The organism is Brevundimonas sp., assembly GCF_036399195.1.
GTDB lineage: Bacteria > Pseudomonadota > Alphaproteobacteria > Caulobacterales > Caulobacteraceae > Brevundimonas.
This window is the reverse complement of the sequence record NZ_DASWNO010000228.1, coordinates 1-15,960: the sequence shown is the minus strand read 5'-3', so window position 1 is coordinate 15,960 and position 15,960 is coordinate 1. Positions and strand designations below refer to the sequence as shown.

At 68.6% G+C, this 15,960-nt stretch carries 20 protein-coding genes and 1 pseudogene; 11 read left to right on the top strand and 10 right to left on the bottom strand.

The features are described from left to right. From VGB60_RS10100 to rpsT, 3 genes and pseudogenes are all read right to left on the bottom strand, one after another. Positions 1-272, bottom strand: a pseudogene (locus VGB60_RS10100) (DNA polymerase III subunit beta); the annotation flags it as partial. 197 nt (positions 273-469) lie between these two features. Continuing rightward, the gene (gene dnaA / locus VGB60_RS10095; protein ID WP_414644509.1) at positions 470-1,930 is read right to left on the bottom strand and encodes a chromosomal replication initiator protein DnaA; all 1,461 of its coding nucleotides are present in this window, start codon (positions 1,928-1,930) and stop codon (positions 470-472) included. 437 nt (positions 1,931-2,367) lie between these two features. Continuing rightward, positions 2,368-2,637, bottom strand: a complete 270-nt coding sequence (rpsT, locus tag VGB60_RS10090) for a 30S ribosomal protein S20 (RefSeq protein ID WP_292098611.1) — start codon at positions 2,635-2,637, stop codon at positions 2,368-2,370. Positions 2,638-2,847: 210 nt separating this feature from the next. Between rpsT and VGB60_RS10085 the strand changes: the two genes are divergently transcribed. Genes VGB60_RS10085 through VGB60_RS10070 form a run of 4 tightly spaced genes read left to right on the top strand, consistent with a single transcriptional unit; the run spans position 2,848 to position 5,041 of the window. Then, a complete protein-coding gene (locus VGB60_RS10085) occupies positions 2,848-3,417 on the top strand; it encodes an SRPBCC family protein (RefSeq protein WP_331038133.1) in 570 nt (189 codons plus the stop codon). Positions 3,418-3,437: 20 nt separating this feature from the next. Further along, complete coding sequence (locus VGB60_RS10080; protein WP_331038132.1) at positions 3,438-4,613, top strand: zinc-dependent alcohol dehydrogenase; 1,176 nt, start codon at positions 3,438-3,440, stop codon at positions 4,611-4,613. Positions 4,614-4,629: 16 nt separating this feature from the next. Then, on the top strand, positions 4,630-4,824 hold the full coding sequence (locus VGB60_RS10075) for a hypothetical protein (protein WP_331038131.1): 195 nt from the start codon (positions 4,630-4,632) through the stop codon (positions 4,822-4,824). A 4-nt stretch (positions 4,825-4,828) separates the two neighbouring features. After that, positions 4,829-5,041, top strand: coding sequence for a hypothetical protein (locus VGB60_RS10070; RefSeq protein ID WP_331038130.1), 213 nt, complete (start codon positions 4,829-4,831; stop codon positions 5,039-5,041). Here VGB60_RS10070 and VGB60_RS10065 read toward each other — a convergent pair. From VGB60_RS10065 to VGB60_RS10050, 4 genes are all read right to left on the bottom strand, one after another. After that, positions 5,038-5,220 (bottom strand): hypothetical protein, encoded by a 183-nt coding sequence (locus tag VGB60_RS10065; protein WP_331038129.1) that lies wholly within the window; start codon positions 5,218-5,220, stop codon positions 5,038-5,040. The two genes, VGB60_RS10070 and VGB60_RS10065, sit on opposite strands and share 4 nt — an antisense overlap. 25 nt (positions 5,221-5,245) lie before the next feature. Beyond that, a complete protein-coding gene (locus tag VGB60_RS10060) occupies positions 5,246-6,034 on the bottom strand; it encodes an enoyl-CoA hydratase-related protein (RefSeq protein ID WP_331038128.1) in 789 nt (262 codons plus the stop codon). A 147-nt stretch (positions 6,035-6,181) separates the two neighbouring features. After that, positions 6,182-6,631, bottom strand: a complete 450-nt coding sequence (locus VGB60_RS10055; RefSeq protein WP_331038127.1) for a hypothetical protein — start codon at positions 6,629-6,631, stop codon at positions 6,182-6,184. A gap of 10 nt (positions 6,632-6,641) precedes the next feature. Next, positions 6,642-7,184, bottom strand: a complete 543-nt coding sequence (locus VGB60_RS10050) for a DUF1697 domain-containing protein (RefSeq protein WP_331038126.1) — start codon at positions 7,182-7,184, stop codon at positions 6,642-6,644. Positions 7,185-7,317: 133 nt separating this feature from the next. On the opposite strand from VGB60_RS10050, the gene VGB60_RS10045 reads away from it, so the two are divergent. After that, positions 7,318-7,524, top strand: a complete 207-nt coding sequence (locus VGB60_RS10045; RefSeq protein ID WP_331038125.1) for a hypothetical protein — start codon at positions 7,318-7,320, stop codon at positions 7,522-7,524. Between the two features lie 51 nt (positions 7,525-7,575). Beyond that, positions 7,576-7,764 (top strand): hypothetical protein, encoded by a 189-nt coding sequence (locus tag VGB60_RS10040; protein ID WP_331038124.1) that lies wholly within the window; start codon positions 7,576-7,578, stop codon positions 7,762-7,764. Between the two features lie 9 nt (positions 7,765-7,773). Here VGB60_RS10040 and mutM read toward each other — a convergent pair whose 3' ends face one another. Together mutM and VGB60_RS10030 are read right to left on the bottom strand one after the other, a co-directional pair. Continuing rightward, entirely contained in the window at positions 7,774-8,637 is an 864-nt protein-coding gene (mutM, locus tag VGB60_RS10035; protein ID WP_331038123.1) for a bifunctional DNA-formamidopyrimidine glycosylase/DNA-(apurinic or apyrimidinic site) lyase, read from the bottom strand. Between the two features lie 42 nt (positions 8,638-8,679). Next, the gene (locus tag VGB60_RS10030) at positions 8,680-9,177 is read right to left on the bottom strand and encodes a cytochrome c (RefSeq protein WP_331038122.1); all 498 of its coding nucleotides are present in this window, start codon (positions 9,175-9,177) and stop codon (positions 8,680-8,682) included. Between the two features lie 130 nt (positions 9,178-9,307). On the opposite strand from VGB60_RS10030, the gene VGB60_RS10025 reads away from it, so the two are divergent. From VGB60_RS10025 to VGB60_RS10015, 3 genes are all read left to right on the top strand, one after another. Continuing rightward, on the top strand, positions 9,308-11,362 hold the full coding sequence (locus VGB60_RS10025; RefSeq protein WP_331038121.1) for an OPT family oligopeptide transporter: 2,055 nt from the start codon (positions 9,308-9,310) through the stop codon (positions 11,360-11,362). Positions 11,363-11,546: 184 nt separating this feature from the next. Then, complete coding sequence (typA, locus tag VGB60_RS10020) at positions 11,547-13,376, top strand: translational GTPase TypA (RefSeq protein ID WP_331038120.1); 1,830 nt, start codon at positions 11,547-11,549, stop codon at positions 13,374-13,376. Between the two features lie 147 nt (positions 13,377-13,523). After that, positions 13,524-14,216: a hypothetical protein gene (locus VGB60_RS10015; protein WP_331038119.1), complete on the top strand. Its 693-nt coding sequence runs from the start codon at positions 13,524-13,526 to the stop codon at positions 14,214-14,216. A gap of 72 nt (positions 14,217-14,288) precedes the next feature. Here VGB60_RS10015 and VGB60_RS10010 read toward each other — a convergent pair whose 3' ends face one another. Next, on the bottom strand, positions 14,289-14,543 hold the full coding sequence (locus tag VGB60_RS10010) for a GlsB/YeaQ/YmgE family stress response membrane protein (protein ID WP_331038118.1): 255 nt from the start codon (positions 14,541-14,543) through the stop codon (positions 14,289-14,291). Positions 14,544-14,730: 187 nt separating this feature from the next. On the opposite strand from VGB60_RS10010, the gene VGB60_RS10005 reads away from it, so the two are divergent. Together VGB60_RS10005 and hisN are read left to right on the top strand one after the other, a co-directional pair. Beyond that, complete coding sequence (locus VGB60_RS10005) at positions 14,731-15,108, top strand: helix-turn-helix domain-containing protein (RefSeq protein WP_331038117.1); 378 nt, start codon at positions 14,731-14,733, stop codon at positions 15,106-15,108. Positions 15,109-15,256: 148 nt separating this feature from the next. Continuing rightward, positions 15,257-15,960 (top strand): histidinol-phosphatase (gene hisN / locus VGB60_RS10000; protein ID WP_331038116.1); only part of this gene is annotated, 704 nt, incomplete at its 3' end.

Genomic DNA, 15,960 nt, shown 5'->3' with positions numbered 1-15,960 from the left:
TAGCTCAGCGACACCTCGGCGCCCTCGGGCAGTTTGCGCACGATCTCGTACAGGGTGTGGGCCGGGGCGGTGATCTGGCCCTCGACGTTCACCTGAGCCTCGGCCTCGTCGACCATCTCCATGTCGAGGTCGGTCGCGGCGAACGACAGCTTGTCGCGCCCGGCCGACAGCAGGACGTTGGACAGGATGGGGATGGTGTTTCGGCGTTCGACGACGCTCTGAACATGGCCCAGGGCCTTGAGGAGCGCGGATCGTTCGATGGTCAGCTGCATGTCGTCTCGCCCGGGGTGCGGCGACTCAAAGCGTCACCGCGACTAGAGGGCCTTGGACACTAGCGGATTGGGGGGCGGGAGCAAGGAAGGGACGAGGGATGAGGGAATAGGGATGAGGGACGCAACCACATCGATGTGTGGATAAGCTCTTCGGCCGGCCATCAGGCCTTCGCTTCCTAATCCCTAATCCCTCATCCCTAACCCCTGAGCTTGCGCGTCAGCGTCTCGACGTCCCGCGCGATCTGGTCGTCCAGCCCCATCAGCTCCTCGATCTTGCGCACGCCGTGCAAGACCGTGGTGTGGTCGCGCCCGCCGAAGCGACGGCCGATGTCGGGGTAGGAGCGGGTCGTGTGCTGCTTGCACAGCCACATGGCGATCTGGCGCGGGCGGGCGACGGCGCGGGTGCGTCGCTCGGACAGGAGGTCCGCCTGCTTAAGGCTGAAGTGGTCGGCGACGGTCTTCTGGATCTCGTCGACAGTGATGCGGCGCTCGGGCCCGCCGCGCAGGGCCGAGCCGAGCAGGGTCTGGGTCTCGTCGACGCTGAGCGACGACAGCCGGGCCCCCGCGACGGCGGCGAGGGTGTTCACCGCGCCCTCGAGCTCGCGCATCGAGCCGGGCGTGCGGTCGACAAGGTGTTCGAGCACCTCGGCCTGAACCTCGCCGGACACCACGCCCAGCCGGGCCAGCGTTTCGATGCGGTTGCGGGCCACCGCCAGCTTCAGGGCCCGGTCGGCGGGCTCGACCGGGCAGGTCAGGCCCGAGGCCAGATGGCTGCGCAGCCGCGGCTCGACCTCGGTCAGCGCCATCGGGGGGCGGTCGGCCGAGATGACGATCTTCTTGCCGTCCTCGATCAGGGCCGTGAGGGTCGAGAGCAGCTCTTCCTGGGTCGAGGACTTGCCCCCGACGAACTGGACGTCGTCGATCAGCAGCATGTCGGCGCCGCGCAGGCTGTCCTTGAAGGCCGCCATCGTGCGGTCCTGGGTGGCGCGCACGAAGGTCGACAGGAAGCGCTCGGCGGTCAGATAGACCACCCGGGCGTCGGGCCGCAGGCGCTGCGCCTCCCAGGCGATGGCGTTCAGCAGGTGGGTCTTGCCGTAGCCGTAGGGGCCGCAGAAGAAGATCGGGTTGAAGTGGCCGTCGGCCCAGGCCGCGGCCTGACGGGCGATGGCCAGGGCGAAGGCGTTGCCCTGTCCCTCGACGAAACTGTCGAACGTGAGCCGTTCCTGCAGGCCGGCGGCGCGGACCGCGCGGGCCCCGTCCGCGACCGGCGGCACGGTGGCCATCGGCATGGGGGCGGGAGAGGCTTGCGGCAGGGTGATGATGGCTGCGCCCTCGGCGCGGCCGGCCGCGACCTGCGAGGCTGAGGGGGTCGAGCCCATCTCGGCCCGGCAGCGGACGTCGAGCCGGCGCGACAGCCCGTCGAGGCCGAGCCACAGCTCGTTCATGCGGCGCAGGGCGTTCTTGCGAACCCAGTCACGGGCGTAGGCGGTGGGGGTGACGAGGATCAGCTGGCCGGCGCCGTCGGCGCGCACCGCCGAGGGGGCGATGTAGGAGCTGAACGGCCCCTCGCCGATCTCGCTCCGCAGCCGTCCGGCCGCCTCGGTCCAGATACGATCCGGATCCGTCATCCCCGCCATCCCCGCGCTCCCCGTAAGCATCAGCCACCCTTCAGATCCATCACCCGCCGCACTTCAGAGCGCCTGACACCGGGACGACTTCTCCTGTCCCGCGCGGCTGGAGGCCATGCGGGTGGGGTCGTACTCTTGCATCAGGCGTCTCACGCCGCCCCGGAAACTCGCTCCAGACCGTCTTCATCCGTAGGGGGATGGAAGTGCGTCAGCGCCTCAAACTTACGCCGGGCGGGGGGTGCGTCAACGCTGATTCGCGAGTCGAATCGCACTTAAAATTGTTGACTCCGCTAAAGCCAAACGCCGTCAACGAAAAACCGCGTTTCGCCACAGGGGCGGGCGCCGATCAGGTCCTCAGAGGTTAGCTGCACACGCGGAAACGGCGAGGGAGCGGTTGCGCCCTCGCCGTTGGAATCTCTCGTGTTTTCTGTGACAGGCCCGTGAAAGGCCGTCAGCAGACCGCTGTGTCAGGCAGCGGACATTTTCTTCAGCTGGGCGGCCAGGCGGCCGACCTTGCGCGAGCCCGTGTTCTTGTGAACCACGCCCTTGGAGACGGCGCGCATCAGCTCGGACTGAGCCTCGACGAACGCGGTCTTGGCGGCGCCGGCGTCGCCGCCCGTCACGGCTTCCTGAAACTTGCGCAGGAAGGTGCGGACGCGCGTGCGGCGCGCCTTGTTCACTTCGGTGCGGGCGGCGATCTTGCGGATCGCTTTCTTGGCGCCGGGATTGTTGGCCATCAGTCAAACCTTCGAACGGAAAACGCCGCGGAGCACACGTCCACGGCGCGGAAATCTCAAGAGCGCGCGGCTATAGCGGAAAGGTCCGGGCGGTTCAAGGGCGCAGCCGCACGCCGCGGGGGCGCGAACCAAAAAGCCGTCGCAGCCTAAAGCTTGGCCGGGAACGAAGCGCCTGCCGCACGATTTCCAGCGAGACCGAGGAGCTCTCCCATGTCCAACCCGCCGCTGTCCACGGACGCCGACGTCGCCTCTCCCGCCTTCACCGACAAGGACGCGGTCGAGGGCGAGTTCTCGGCCAACAGCATCCGCGCCGTCATGATCAACCGCCCCCGTCAGGCGCTGTACGACTTCTGGCGCGACTTCCGGAATTTTCCGCAGTTCGCCGAGAATGTGAAGGAGGTCGAGCTGCTGGAGGGGACCCGCTCGCAGTGGACCATCGCGGGGCCGGCGGGCATGGACATGGATCTGGTGTCCGAGATCACCGAGGACCGGCCCGGAGAATACATCGCCTGGCGCTCGACCGAAGGCTCGGATGTCGATCACGAGGGCTGGGTCGAGTTCCGCGACAACCCCTTCGGCCGCGGCACCGAGGTGCGGGTGTTCGTCAGCTACGATCCGCCCGCCGGAGCCCTCGGCAAGGTCGTCGCCAAGGTGCTGCAGCGCGAGCCGCGCATTCAGGCCCGGCGCGAGTTGAGACGGTTCAAGCAGCTGATGGAGACGGGCGAGATCCCGACGTCCAAGGCCCCCGACGCCGCGCCTCGCGCCGACCGCCATCTCTGATCCCGAACGAAAGACAGCCCATGCGCGCCCTTACCTGGCACGGCAAACACAACGTCCAGATCGACACCGTTCCCGATCCGCAGATCGTCAATCCGCGCGACGCGATCATCAAGATCACCGCCACGGCCATCTGCGGCTCCGACCTGCACCTCTACGACAGCGTCATCCCCGGAATGTCCAACGGCGACATCCTCGGCCACGAGTTCATGGGCGAGGTGGTCGAGATCGGCCGGGGCAACACGAGCCTGAAGGTCGGCCAGAAGGTGGTGGTGCCTTTCACCATCTCCTGCGGCAGCTGCTTCTTCTGCGGCAAGCAGCAGTACTCCGCCTGCGACAACTCCAACCCCGCCGACAAGTCCGACGCCTCGGAGATCGCCTACGGCTACCCGATGGCCGGCATCTTCGGCTATTCGCACCTGACGGGCGGATACGCGGGCGGTCAGGCCGAGTACGCCCGGGTGCCCTATTCCGACATCGGCCCGATCGTGGTTCCCGACGGGATCGAGGACGAGCGGGTGCTGTTCCTGTCGGACATCTTCCCGACGGGCTGGATGGCCGCCGAGAACGCCGAGATCGAGCCGGGCGACACGGTGGCGGTCTGGGGCTGCGGCCCGGTTGGCCTGTTCGCGATCAAGAGCGCCAAGCTGATGGGCGCCGGGCGGATCATCGCCATCGACCACCACCCGCGCCGGCTGGAGCTGGCGAAGCAGAACGGCGCCGAGGTGCTGAACTACCACGAGGTGAAGGTGCGCGAGGCCCTGACCGAGATGACGGCCGGCATCGGTCCCGACGCCTGCATCGACGCAGTGGGCATGGAGGCGCACGGCTTCGCGCCCGACAACATCATTGACGCGGTCAAGCAGGAGACCAAGCTGGGCACCGACCGCCAGCATGTGCTGCGCGAATGCATCATGGCCTGCCGCAAGGGCGGTCGCGTCTCGGTGCCGGGGGTCTATGGCGGCGTCGGCGACAAGCTGCCCATCGGCGCCTTCATGCAGAAGGGCCTGACCATCCGCACCGGCCAGACGCATGTGCAGAAATACCTGCCGCAACTGCTTCAGATGATCATGGACGGCAAGATCGACACCACCGACCTGATCAGCCACCGGCTGCCGCTGGAGCAGGCGCCCGAGGCCTATCGCAACTTTCACAGCAACCAGAACGAATGGACGAAGGTTGTTCTGAAACCCCACTGACGAACAGGAGACGGCGATGACCGACCCCAATCAGGCTTCCTCGAGCGACGACCAGGCCAGCAAGAGCCACGCCGACGCGCCGCGCCCCGATCAGGACGCAGGTCCCAAGAGCGGCGCGGGCAAGCCGGCCGAGAACCCCGCGACGCCGGCGACCGGCGCCAGCGGCGCCGCGGGCGCGGGCAGCCCGGCCGGCTTTGGTCGCGGCAGCTAGGATGATGCGTATCTATCGCGTGACCGTCGGCGTCGAGGGCGGCCCCACCCGCGTCCTGAAAGTGCCGTCCAAGACCGACGTCCAGGCCGGCGACGCAGCCGTCACCCAGATGTCCGAGGGCGAGTCGATCCTGTCGATCGCAGAGACCGACGATCCCTATCAGGAGGTCGACGCCATGCCGGCGGGCACCCAGACCCACCCGGACCAAATCACCTAGACGAGTGGTGGAGGCGCGGCCGTGAGCCCGGCCGCGCCGACGCCGGTGCAGACCGCGCGGTTGGTGTCGTAGACGCCGCCCGCCTGTTTGCAGGCGTCGGTGGCGCGATAGCTGCGGCCGACCCAGCCGGCGCCGAAGCCGATGGCCAGCACCAGAATGAAACCGATAAGCTTGAGCATGAGGCGTCCTCCGCCCCTGTAACGCTCACCGCCCGGTGAAGTTCGGTTTCCGCTTCTCGACGAAGGCGGCCATGCCCTCCTTCTGGTCCTCGAAGGCGAACAGCGAGTGGAACAGGCGGCGCTCGAACTGGACGCCCTGCGTCAGCGTCGTTTCAAGCGCGGCGTTGACCATCTCCTTGTTGGCCATGACCGCGAGCGGGCTCTGCGAGGCGATCTTCGCGGCGATCTTGCGGACCTCGTCCAGCAGGGTCTCGTGCGGCACGACGCGCGACGCCAGCCCGGCGCGCTCGGCCTCGGCCGCGTCCATCATCCGGGCGGTCAGGACCATGTCCATTGCTTTTGATTTGCCGACCAGCCGGGTCAGGCGTTGCGAGCCGCCGATCCCGGGCGCAACGCCGAGGTTGATCTCGGGCTGGCCGAACTTCGCCTTCTCCGAGGCGACGATGAAGTCGCACAGCATGGCCAGCTCGCAGCCGCCGCCGAGGGCGAAGCCGTTCACCGCGGCGATGATCGGCTTGCGAAAGCGGGTGATGCGGTCGTGACCCAGCGAGAAGAAGTTCGCCTTGTACATGTCGGCGTATGACTGGTCCGACATCTCCTTGATGTCCGCGCCGGCGGCGAAGGCCTTGTCGCCCGAGCCGGTCAGGATCAGGCAGCGGACGCTGTCATCATGCTCGACCGCGTCGAGGAAGGCCGCCAGATCGGCGAACAGGGCCGAGTTGAGCGCATTCAGCGCCTCCGGCCGGTTCAGCGTCACCACCGCATAACCGTCGGCGTGGCGTTCGATCAGAAGGGTGGAATAGCTGTCGGCCATGGGAGCTCTCGGGGTGGCTGGTGGCTGGTGGCTAGTGGCTAGTGGCTAGTGGTTCGGGACGCAACGGAGCGCGCTGACAATCCGCTGTCCCGGAGAGGAGCAACAGGCCCCCCAGGACACCTAGCCGCCAATCACTCGCCAACCCCTTCACCGTCTCGGCATCAACGCCAGCGTCAGGCCGGCCCGGAGCAGTTCGGCGGCGACGACCATGGCCAGCAGGGCGTTGGCGGCGATCACCTGCCCTCGCGCATCGGACAGGTCGAAGCTCCAGCCGAACAGGGACGCGAAGGCGAGCCCGCCGGCCGCCGTCAGGACGAGCCCGATCAGCAGCATGAGGGCGACATGGCTCGCCTTGAGCGCGGCCTGGAGCGTCGGGCCGTCGTCCAGGGCGCGAGTCTTCCGGCGGACCAGCCAGGCGATCAGACCCGTCGCCACCGTTTCGGCGACGACGATCGCGGCCAGGGCGCCGAGGAACCACAGGGCGAGGCCGCCCGTCTCTCCGCGCCGCATCTGCTGCAGGAAGTGGGCGAAGTATCCGCCCCAGACGGCGAGGCCGACGATCAGGCTGATCCAGAGATGGGTTCGGCGGTGGGTCATGGCCCGCTTCTTATCGCCTGACGCCCACCATGTCCGCCAGCTTCAGGACCGTGTTCCAGTTGCGGCCGGTCCCCATGCCGAGCACGCGCGGCGTGGCCTTCTTGAAGATGGCGGACTGGCCCTGCCCGTTCGGGAACCAGAAATACAACACGCCGTCGACGGCTTTCACCGCCTCGCCCTCTCCGGCCAGCGCGCGGCAGGCGTCCAGCGCGCCGGGCTTCACTCCGTCCTTCATGACCATCGCGAGCACCTTCGCGGGATGGTCCGCGGCTTCCGTCGGGAAGGGGTTGCCGGCGATCAGGCGCGCCCATTGCTCCGGCGTGCGGACCATGGCGGCGACCTTCAGGCCGAAGGTCGTCTCCATCGCGGCCTCGATGTCCTGCTCGAGCGCGGCCGGAGCCTTTGCGCTCTCGACCACGAGGTTGCCGCTTGCGGCGAGCGTGCGTGGGTGATTTAGCCCCATCCGCACCGACATGGCGCGCTGCTCGGCCACCGGGGCGCGAACGCCTCCCGTGTTCATGCCGCGGAACAGGATGATGCGATGGTCGGTCATGGACTTCTCCGGAGGCGGCGTCAGCGATCGTACATTATGACAAGCAGCGCCGCAGTAACGTCGCGGACTCGCTACGGTCACGGTTCGGCGCTAAGGTGGGTTCGTCGCTGGGATCTCAGCATCGGGGCGAGCCGTGGAATACATCTGCTACATCGACCGTGAGCGGAGTGATGTCCCTTTCATGGACATCATCCATGCAGACACCCTGGCGGACGCGCGTGATCTCGTGCGCATCCTGATGTCGCAACGCTCCGACAGTCTGGGCGCGCGGCTGTTCGTCGGCGAGGAGCTCGTCGAGACCCTCCCGTCCTTCTGGGGCGCGCTGGAAGCCCAGGCCTGATCATACGATCCCGGTCAGGGGAGGCTGGAACGGCGCCCCAGAACCTGCGTTTTGCCGCCTATGCCAGACAGTGAACATAACAAGGACCTCAGCGACGACGCGCTGGAGCCGCGGGACGACAAGGGTTCGGTCGTCATCGAGAACCCGCCCAGCCCCCGGCTCCACCTCACCGCCGATGCGACCGAGATCAGCGCCCTGCGCATGCTCGACGCGGCGGACAAGGCGCGCAAACGGCGCTGACGGCACGGCTCAGCGCCTCTGGCAGGACGGGCACCAGAAGGTCGACCGCCCGCCCTGCACCGTGCGCCTGACGGCGCCTGGGCAGCCCTGCCCCAGGCACGGCTTTCCCTCGCGTCCGTAGACGTCGAAGCGGTGCTGGAAATAGCCCTGACCGCCGTCGGCGTTGGCGAAGTCCTTCAGTGTCGAGCCGCCGGCGAGGATGGCCTCGTTCAGAACGTCCCGGACCACGGCCGCGAGCGTCTCAAGCCGTCGCTTCGACACCTTGCCGGCGGCCGTCAGCGGCGAGATGCGGGCGCGGTACAGGGCCTCGCAGACATAGATGTTGCCCAGGCCGGCGACGATGCGCTGGTCCAGCAGGCTGACCTTGACGTTCTGCTTCTTGCCCGCGAAGGCCTCGGCCAGATGCGCCCCGGAGAAGCCGTTGCCCAGCGGCTCAGGCCCCAGCCCCGCGAACCAGGGATGCGCGTCGACCTGATCGGTGGCGATCAGCCCCATGAAGCCGAAGCGGCGCGCGTCGGCGAAGCCCACCCGGGTCGTGACGCCGTTGCTGACGGCGCACAGGCTGACGTGCTCGTGCTTGCCGGCGATCGGCGCCGCCTCTTCGAACTCGCCCAGCTGCTCGCCGTCGAGGGTGAAGCGTCCGGTCATGCCCAGATGGGTGACCCAGGTCTCGCCGGTGGACAGCCGCGCCAGCAGGTATTTGGCCCTGCGGTCGATCCGCTCCACCGTCGCGCCATCGAGCCGCTCGGGGAACCGGTCGGGAAACGGGAAGCGCAGATCCGGCCGGTTCTGCCGCACCCGCGCCAGCCGCGCGCCGACCAGCACCGGCTCCAGTCCCCGGCGGACGGTTTCGACTTCGGGGAGTTCGGGCATCGCGCTGGATAACCCACGCCGTCAGCGGCGAGAAGCCGAAACCTAGTCCGCTCGATAGGGGGTGTGACAGGACTGGCAGGTCTGGCGCACCACGGCCCACTGAGCGGCGAATCCGGGCGCGTCGCCCGCGCGGGCCAGCTCGTTGAGGCGCTCGGCCGCCGCGGCATACTCCGCCGCCTTCGCTTGGAAACCGGCGCGATCGGACCAGATTTCAGGCTTGGCCTTGGTCGGGACGCCCGCCTCCGCGCCGGTTCCCTCGGGGAACATGCGTGGGAGGGTGTGGGCCCAGCGCGCCAGGGCGCGGCTGTTGAACGCCTGGGTGTTGGGGGCGGCGTTCGCGTCGATCGCCGACTTCATGGCGCCCATGGCCACGCCCGACAGGTTGAACGCCGCCTGACGTCCGGCGATGACATCCGCGGCGCTTGCCCCTGCCGCCGCGGGCGGGGCGGCGGCGGTCGCCGTTTCACCCGAAGAGCCGGCGCTGGCCGCGCAGCCGGCGCACAAGAGCGCGAGCGCGGCGATCGTGGCGGTTCGCTTCATGACATCCCTCCCGAGGAACGGCCACGCTTGATCGATCGCCGAGGCATGTCAATGGACTTGCCGGTTCGCAAGCGCCCTAGCCACCCGCCTGATTTCCCGCTTAGCTCCGCCGAAGAGGGAGAGACCGTCCATGACCGATACGACCGCCCAGAAGGCGCCGGCCGGCAAACGCATCGAGCTGACCCTGCGCGCGCTGGCGCTGGGCTGCGTGCTGGCCGTAATCTTCACCGCCGCCAACACCTATCTAGGGCTGAGGGTCGGGCTGACCTTCGCCTCGGCCATTCCGGCGGCGGTCATCTCCATGGCCATCCTGAGGGCGTTCAAGACCTCGACCATCTGGGAGAACATGACCGTCCAGACCGTGGCCTCGGTCGGCGGGGCCATGAGTTCGATCATCTTCGTCTTGCCCGGCCTCGTCATGATCGGCTGGTGGCTGGAGTTCCCGATCTGGGAGTCGGTGGCGATCTGCGTGCTGGGCGGGGTGCTGGGCGTGACCTTCTCCATCCCGCTGCGCCGGGCCCTCGTGGTCAACGGCGGCCTGCCCTATCCCGAAGGCGTCGCGGCGGCCGAGGTGCTGAAGGTCGGCTCGCGCGGCGCGGCCCAGACCGAGAGCGCGGTGCGCGAGAACAAGTCGGGCCTGTGGATCGTGGTCCTCGGCTCGCTTGTCTCCGGCGGCTACGCCTACCTCGCCTCGGCCCGCGTGTTCGCGGGCGAGGCGGCGCGCTTCTTCAAGCTGCCCGTCGCTCTCGGCGGCGGGGCCACCGGCCTCGGCTTCGGCATGCAGTTCGCCCTGCTCGGCGCCGGCCACCTGATCGGCCTGACCGTGGGGCTGGCGCAGCTGTTCGGCCTGCTGGTGGCGTGGTTCATCGCCGTGCCGATCATGACCTCGCCCGAGTACGTCACCTGGCTGAACGGCTTCGGCATCGACTCGATCGCGGCCACGGTCGCCGCGGGCGCGCCGGCCGAGGAGCTGGCCACGACGGTCTGGCGCAACGAGGTCCGCTTCATGGGCGCGGGGGTCATCGGCGTGGCGGCCATCTGGACCCTGATCAAGCTGGCCGGCCCCCTGATCGGCGGCCTGACCTCGGCGCTGGCGGCCAACCGCCGCCGCAACGCCGGCGAGGTGATGACCCTCACCGAGCAGGACATCCCGATCAACCTGATCGCCGGCATCTCGGTCGCGGCGCTGGCCGGGATCGCGGTCCTGCTGGCCTACTTCGCCCAGATGTCGCCGGCGCTGGCCGGCGCCACCCCGATGCTGGTGGCCGGAGGTCTGATCTACGTCGTGCTGATCGGCTTCGCGGTCGCGGCGATCTGCGGCTACATGGCCGGCCTGATCGGCTCGTCTAACAGCCCGGTGTCGGGCGTGGGCATCCTCGCCATCGTGATCGCCTCGCTGCTGATGCTGGGGGTCATGGCGGTCGCGGGCGTTCCCGCCGATCCGTCGATCATCGCCTACGCCCTGATCGTCACCGCCGTGGTCTTCGCCGTCGCGGTGATCGCCAACGACAACCTGCAGGACCTCAAGACCGCCCAGCTGGTCGAGGCGACGCCCTGGCGCCAGCAGGCGGCCCTGATCGTCGGCGTCGTCGCCGGCGCCATCGTCATCCCCTTCGTGCTGAACGCCCTGAACCGCGCCTTCGGCTTCGAGGGCGGCCCTCCCGGCATCGCCAACGAGCCGCTGGCCGCGCCGCAGGCGACGCTGATCTCGGCGCTGGCGCGCGGCGTCATCGGCGGCGACCTGCGCTGGGACCTGATCGGCCTCGGCGCGGTGATCGGGGCCCTGATCATCCTGCTCGACTTCTCGCTCAACCGGGCCACCAACGGCCGAATGAAGCTGCCACCGCTCGCCGTCGGCATCGGCTTCTACCTGCCCGCGGCGGTCACCACGATGCTGGTCATCGGGGCGGTATGCGGCTGGCTGTACGAGAAGAGCCTGCGCAAGACCTCCTTCGCCGACGTCGGTCGCCGCATGGGCGTGCTGCTGGCCTCGGGGCTGATCGTCGGCGAGAGCCTGTTCGGCGTGTTCAACGCCGGCGTCATCGGAGCCACCGAGAACGAGGCGCCGTTCGCCCTTCTGCCCGAGGGCTCGACCTGGCCCGCCATGCTGGCCGGGGTGGTTGTCTTCGCCGTCATAACCTTCGCCCTCTACCAGTGGATCCGCAGCCGCTCGGCCCGCGTCTGACCGCCTTGGCGCCGCCCTTTTCCTGAGGGATAGACCCCGCCGCTTCGCCAGTGCGTGTCTCACGCGCACTGGCGTTTCCGCGTTCGCCCCTGTAAGAGGCGCGCGCTCCCCGCATCGTCGCCTGAACCCAGCGGCCGCCCCAACGTTTTGACCGGGCCGGCCGCCTTGCACGTCTGATAGTCAAATGAACCTGCGCAACGTCGCCATCATCGCCCACGTCGACCACGGCAAGACCACCCTGGTGGACCAGCTGCTCGCCCAGTCGGGGGTCTTCCGAGCCAATGAAGCCCAGTCCGAGCGGGCGATGGACTCCAACGACCAGGAGAAGGAACGCGGCATCACCATCCTGGCCAAGTGCACGAGCGTGCTCTGGAACGGCAAGGCGGGCGAAACGCGCATCAACATCATCGACACGCCCGGCCACGCCGACTTCGGCGGCGAGGTGGAGCGCATCCTCGGCATGGTGGACGGCTGCGTCCTGCTGGTGGACGCCGAGGAAGGCGTCATGCCCCAGACCAAGTTCGTGCTGACCAAGGCGCTGAAGATGGGTCTGCGCCCGATCCTGTGCATCAACAAGGTCGACCGCGCCCACGCCGATCCCGACAAGGTCCACAACGCCGCCTTCGACCTGTTCGCCGCCATCGGCGCGACCGACGAGCAGCTGGACTTCCCGCACATCTACGCCTCGGGTCGGGCCGGCTGGGCGACGCTGGACCTGAACCAGCCGTCCGACAACCTGGCCCCGCTGTTCGACCTGATCGTCGACCACGTGCCGGCGCCCAAACAGGTCCAGGCCGCCGACGGGCCGTTCCAGATCCTGAACGTGCTGATCGAGAGCGATCCCTTCCTCGGCCGTCTGCTGACCGGCCGGATCGAGAGCGGCAAGGCCGTCCCGGGCATGTCGATCAAGGCCCTGTCGCGCGACGGCAAGATCATCGAACAGGGCCGCATCACCAAGGTGCTGGCCTTCCGCGGCCTGAAGCGTCAGCCGGTGGACAGCGCCGAGGCCGGCGACATCGTCGCCATCGCCGGCATGTCGAAGGCCACCGTGGCCGACACCCTGTGCGCCCTCGAAGTGACCGAGGCCCTGCCCGCCCAGCCGATCGATCCGCCGACCATCTCCATGACCGTCTCGGTCAACGACAGCCCGCTGGCGGGCCGCGAAGGCGACAAGGTCCAGTCGCGCGTGATCCGCGACCGCCTGCTGAAGGAGGCCGAGGCCAACGTCGCCATCCGCGTCACCGAGACCGGCGGCAAGGACGCGTTCGAGGTCGCCGGCCGCGGCGAACTGCAGCTGGGCGTCCTGATCGAGAACATGCGCCGCGAAGGTTTCGAGCTGTCGATCAGCCGTCCGCGCGTGGTCTATCAGACCGGCGAGAACGGCGAGCGGCTCGAGCCGATCGAGGATGTCGTCATCGACGTCGACGACGAATACACCGGCGTGGTCATCGAGAAGCTGTCGGCCCGCAAGGCCGAGCTGAAGGACATGGGCCCGTCGGGCGCCGGCAAGACGCGCCTGACGCTGAAGTCGCCGTCGCGTTCGCTGATCGGCTATCAGGGCGAGTTCCTGACCGACACCCGCGGCTCCGGCGTGCTGAACCGCGTGTTCAGCCACTATGAGCCGCACAAGGGCGCCATCGAGGGCCGCCTAAAGGGCGTGCTGGTCTCGAACGGCGACGGCGAAACCGCCGCCTTCGCCCTGTGGAACCTCGAAGACCGCGGCGTCATGTTCGTCGGCGGCGGCGAGAAGACCTATCAGGGCATGATCATCGGCGAGAACGCCCGTTGGGACGACCTCGACGTCAACCCGATGAAGGCCAAGCAGCTGAACAACATCCGCGCTGCCGGCAAGGATGAGGCCGTTCGCCTGACGCCGCCGCGCCGTCCCTCCCTCGAGCAGGCGATCGCCTACATCGAGGAAGACGAGCTGGTGGAAGTGACGCCCAAGTCGATCCGCCTGCGCAAGGCGGTGCTCAACCCCTCGTTCCGCAAGAAGCGCGTCCGCGAGGAGTAGCTTGGCCGTGGTGTGGCCGTCCCTGAGCGGGAATCGGCCAATCGGGGCGCCCTAAAGGTCATTCTGGGGCGCCCGAAACGAAACGAAAGAGCGTGAGTTAGGCCTTTCGGTGCGAGCCCTCCCGCTCGCTTGGACAAGGCAGATATCATGCGTAAGACCGCGCTCCTCACTGGGGCTGCCGGCCTGTTCCTCATGACCGCTCCGGCGATCGCCCAGGACAGCACGGCCCCGCAGACCCCGCCCGCGACGACGACGACCGAAGCGCCCGCCCAAGCCCCCGCGCTGACCCTTCAGCCCGGCTCGACGGTGCGTGGCGGCGACGGCGATCTCGGGACCCTCGTCGGCGCCCGCCTGAACGGCGGCCGCCAGCAACTAACCGTTCAAGGCGCCGACGGCACGGTGCGCGCGGTGCCGATCGACGGCATCCGGCAGGAAGGCGACGTGGTCGTCGTCGACTTCACCGTCGCCCAGTTCGGGACCGCCGAGACGGTGACCCAACCGGCGACACCCGCCACCCCGGCCGAGCCGGGCGTGAGCTCCGCCACTCCGGCGACCCCGGCGGTCCCTGGCGACACGACGCCTGACATGGACAACGGCGACGACACCGACGCAGACGCCGACACGGACGCTGAAGAGCCGGTGGAATCGACGCGGCCCGGCGCCGCTCCGGCTACGCCCGCCACTCCGGCGACGCCCGCCGAGCCCGGCGTGACCCCGGCGGCCCCGGCCACGCGCGCGACCCCGGCCACGCCTCCGGCCCAGGCCAATCCGAACGCCGGCGGCAATAACGGAAGCGCCGCGCCTCCGGCCGGCGAAGCGGCCGGAAAACCCGGCTCCTGATCCTACAACAGGCAAACGAAAAAAGGGCGGCTCCGACAGGAGCCGCCCTTCTCTTTCGCCGGATCGTTCAGATCAGGTCCGGCGCTTGACCAGGCCGACCAGGAACAGCAGCAGGCAGGCGCCCAGGAAGGCCACCAGCAGCGTCACGATATTGAAGCCGCCGACATCGATGCCGAGCAGGTTCGAGGCGATGAAGCCGCCCAGAAGCGCGCCGATGACGCCGACGATCAGGTTCGTGATCAGGCCGTGGCTGCGGCCCATGACCTTCTCGGCAAGCCAGCCGGCGACGATGCCGATGACGATCCAACCAATAATTCCCAGTCCCATGTGTCTTCTCCTGACAGGTCAAAGCGCAATCGCTCTGTCGCTCTAATGCACCGCTGCGGCAACGGTTGCGGCGGAGCGGTAGAACATCGGTTTTTGGCAGTCGCCCGTAAGGCGAGCGCGGCACGGCCCTTGCCGCTCGAAGGGGGAACCGTCCCGCTTCGGGACAGCGCTCGACAGGGGAAACATCATGGCCACCGACATCGACCTGCACCTCGGCCGCCGCCTGCGCCGTCGTCGCCGCCTTCTGGGTCTGACCCAGCAGCAGCTGGCGACCCAGGTCGGCATCCGCTTCCAGCAGATCCAGAAATACGAGTGCGGCGCCAACCGCATCTCCGCGGCCCGCCTATGGCAGCTGGCGGAGGCGCTGGAGTCGCCCGTCAGCTATTTCTACGACGGCCTGGAGGAGGTCATGGACCGCAGCGGATCGGCCGGTCCGGGCGGCGAGGTCTTCTCGCGCAAGGAGACGCTGGACCTGATCCAGGCCTTTTACCAGCTGGACGAACAGCCCCGCCGCCGCCTGCTGGACCTGGCCAAATCCCTGCACGGGGACGGCCCGGCGGCGTAGGGAGTGATGGTGGCTAGTGGCTAGTGGCGGGTGATTGGCGGCTGATCGTGGACGGCCTCAAGCGGCTCCTTCGCGCTGGCGGCCAGACCGGCGAACCACTAACCACTAATCACCAGCCACCAATCACCAGCCACCGATCACACGCCCCATGACCGAGTACGAACTGTTCGCCGTCGAACTGGCCCGCGAGGCGGCGCGCGTGTCCCTGCCCTACTTCCGGGGTGACTACGCCGAAAGCGACAAGGGCGAACCCGGGGCGTTCGACCCGGTCACCCAGGCCGATCAGGAAGCCGAGGCGGCGCTCCGGCGGCTGATCGCCGTCCGCTATCCGGATCACGGCGTCATAGGCGAGGAGTACGGCGAGGACCGGCCGGAGGCCGAGCACGTCTGGATTCTCGACCCCATCGACGGCACCCGCGCCTTCATCGCCGGGCTTCCGCTGTGGACCAATCTGATCGCCCTCCGCGCCGAGGGGCGGCCGACCGTCGGGGTCATCGGACAGCCTTATCTGGACGAGATCTTTCTCGGCGGACCCTCGGGCGCACGCCTGCTGAAAGGGGGAGGCGAGACGCCCTTGGCGGTCCGGCCTTGTCCGAAACTGACCGACGCGGTGATCGCGACCACCGATCCTGACCTGTTCACCGGGGCGGAGCTGGGGGCCTGGACCCAGGTGCGGGCCGCCGCCCGCCTCGCCCGGCTCGGCTGCGACGCCTACGCCTACGCCATGGTCGCCGCGGGCCGGATCGATCTGGTGGCCGAGAGCGCGCTGAAGGTCTGGGACTGGTCCGCGCTGATACCGGTCATTGAGGCGGCGGGCGGCAGGGTCACCGACTGGCGCGGCGAAACGCCCGG

What these genes read in the sequence shown, in the direction of transcription:
- dnaA (WP_414644509.1), bottom strand. Translation starts at nt 1,930, where the DNA reads ATGCTTACGGGGAGCGCGGGGATGGCGGGGATGACGGATCCGGATCGT.
- rpsT (WP_292098611.1), bottom strand. Translation starts at nt 2,637, where the DNA reads ATGGCCAACAATCCCGGCGCCAAGAAAGCGATCCGCAAGATCGCCGCC.
- VGB60_RS10085 (WP_331038133.1), top strand. Translation starts at nt 2,848, where the DNA reads ATGTCCAACCCGCCGCTGTCCACGGACGCCGACGTCGCCTCTCCCGCC.
- VGB60_RS10080 (WP_331038132.1), top strand. Translation starts at nt 3,438, where the DNA reads ATGCGCGCCCTTACCTGGCACGGCAAACACAACGTCCAGATCGACACC.
- VGB60_RS10075 (WP_331038131.1), top strand. Translation starts at nt 4,630, where the DNA reads ATGACCGACCCCAATCAGGCTTCCTCGAGCGACGACCAGGCCAGCAAG.
- VGB60_RS10070 (WP_331038130.1), top strand. Translation starts at nt 4,829, where the DNA reads ATGCGTATCTATCGCGTGACCGTCGGCGTCGAGGGCGGCCCCACCCGC.
- VGB60_RS10065 (WP_331038129.1), bottom strand. Translation starts at nt 5,220, where the DNA reads ATGCTCAAGCTTATCGGTTTCATTCTGGTGCTGGCCATCGGCTTCGGC.
- VGB60_RS10060 (WP_331038128.1), bottom strand. Translation starts at nt 6,034, where the DNA reads ATGGCCGACAGCTATTCCACCCTTCTGATCGAACGCCACGCCGACGGT.
- VGB60_RS10055 (WP_331038127.1), bottom strand. Translation starts at nt 6,631, where the DNA reads ATGACCCACCGCCGAACCCATCTCTGGATCAGCCTGATCGTCGGCCTC.
- VGB60_RS10050 (WP_331038126.1), bottom strand. Translation starts at nt 7,184, where the DNA reads ATGACCGACCATCGCATCATCCTGTTCCGCGGCATGAACACGGGAGGC.
- mutM (WP_331038123.1), bottom strand. Translation starts at nt 8,637, where the DNA reads ATGCCCGAACTCCCCGAAGTCGAAACCGTCCGCCGGGGACTGGAGCCG.
- VGB60_RS10030 (WP_331038122.1), bottom strand. Translation starts at nt 9,177, where the DNA reads ATGAAGCGAACCGCCACGATCGCCGCGCTCGCGCTCTTGTGCGCCGGC.
- VGB60_RS10025 (WP_331038121.1), top strand. Translation starts at nt 9,308, where the DNA reads ATGACCGATACGACCGCCCAGAAGGCGCCGGCCGGCAAACGCATCGAG.
- typA (WP_331038120.1), top strand. Translation starts at nt 11,547, where the DNA reads ATGAACCTGCGCAACGTCGCCATCATCGCCCACGTCGACCACGGCAAG.
- VGB60_RS10015 (WP_331038119.1), top strand. Translation starts at nt 13,524, where the DNA reads ATGCGTAAGACCGCGCTCCTCACTGGGGCTGCCGGCCTGTTCCTCATG.
- VGB60_RS10010 (WP_331038118.1), bottom strand. Translation starts at nt 14,543, where the DNA reads ATGGGACTGGGAATTATTGGTTGGATCGTCATCGGCATCGTCGCCGGC.
- VGB60_RS10005 (WP_331038117.1), top strand. Translation starts at nt 14,731, where the DNA reads ATGGCCACCGACATCGACCTGCACCTCGGCCGCCGCCTGCGCCGTCGT.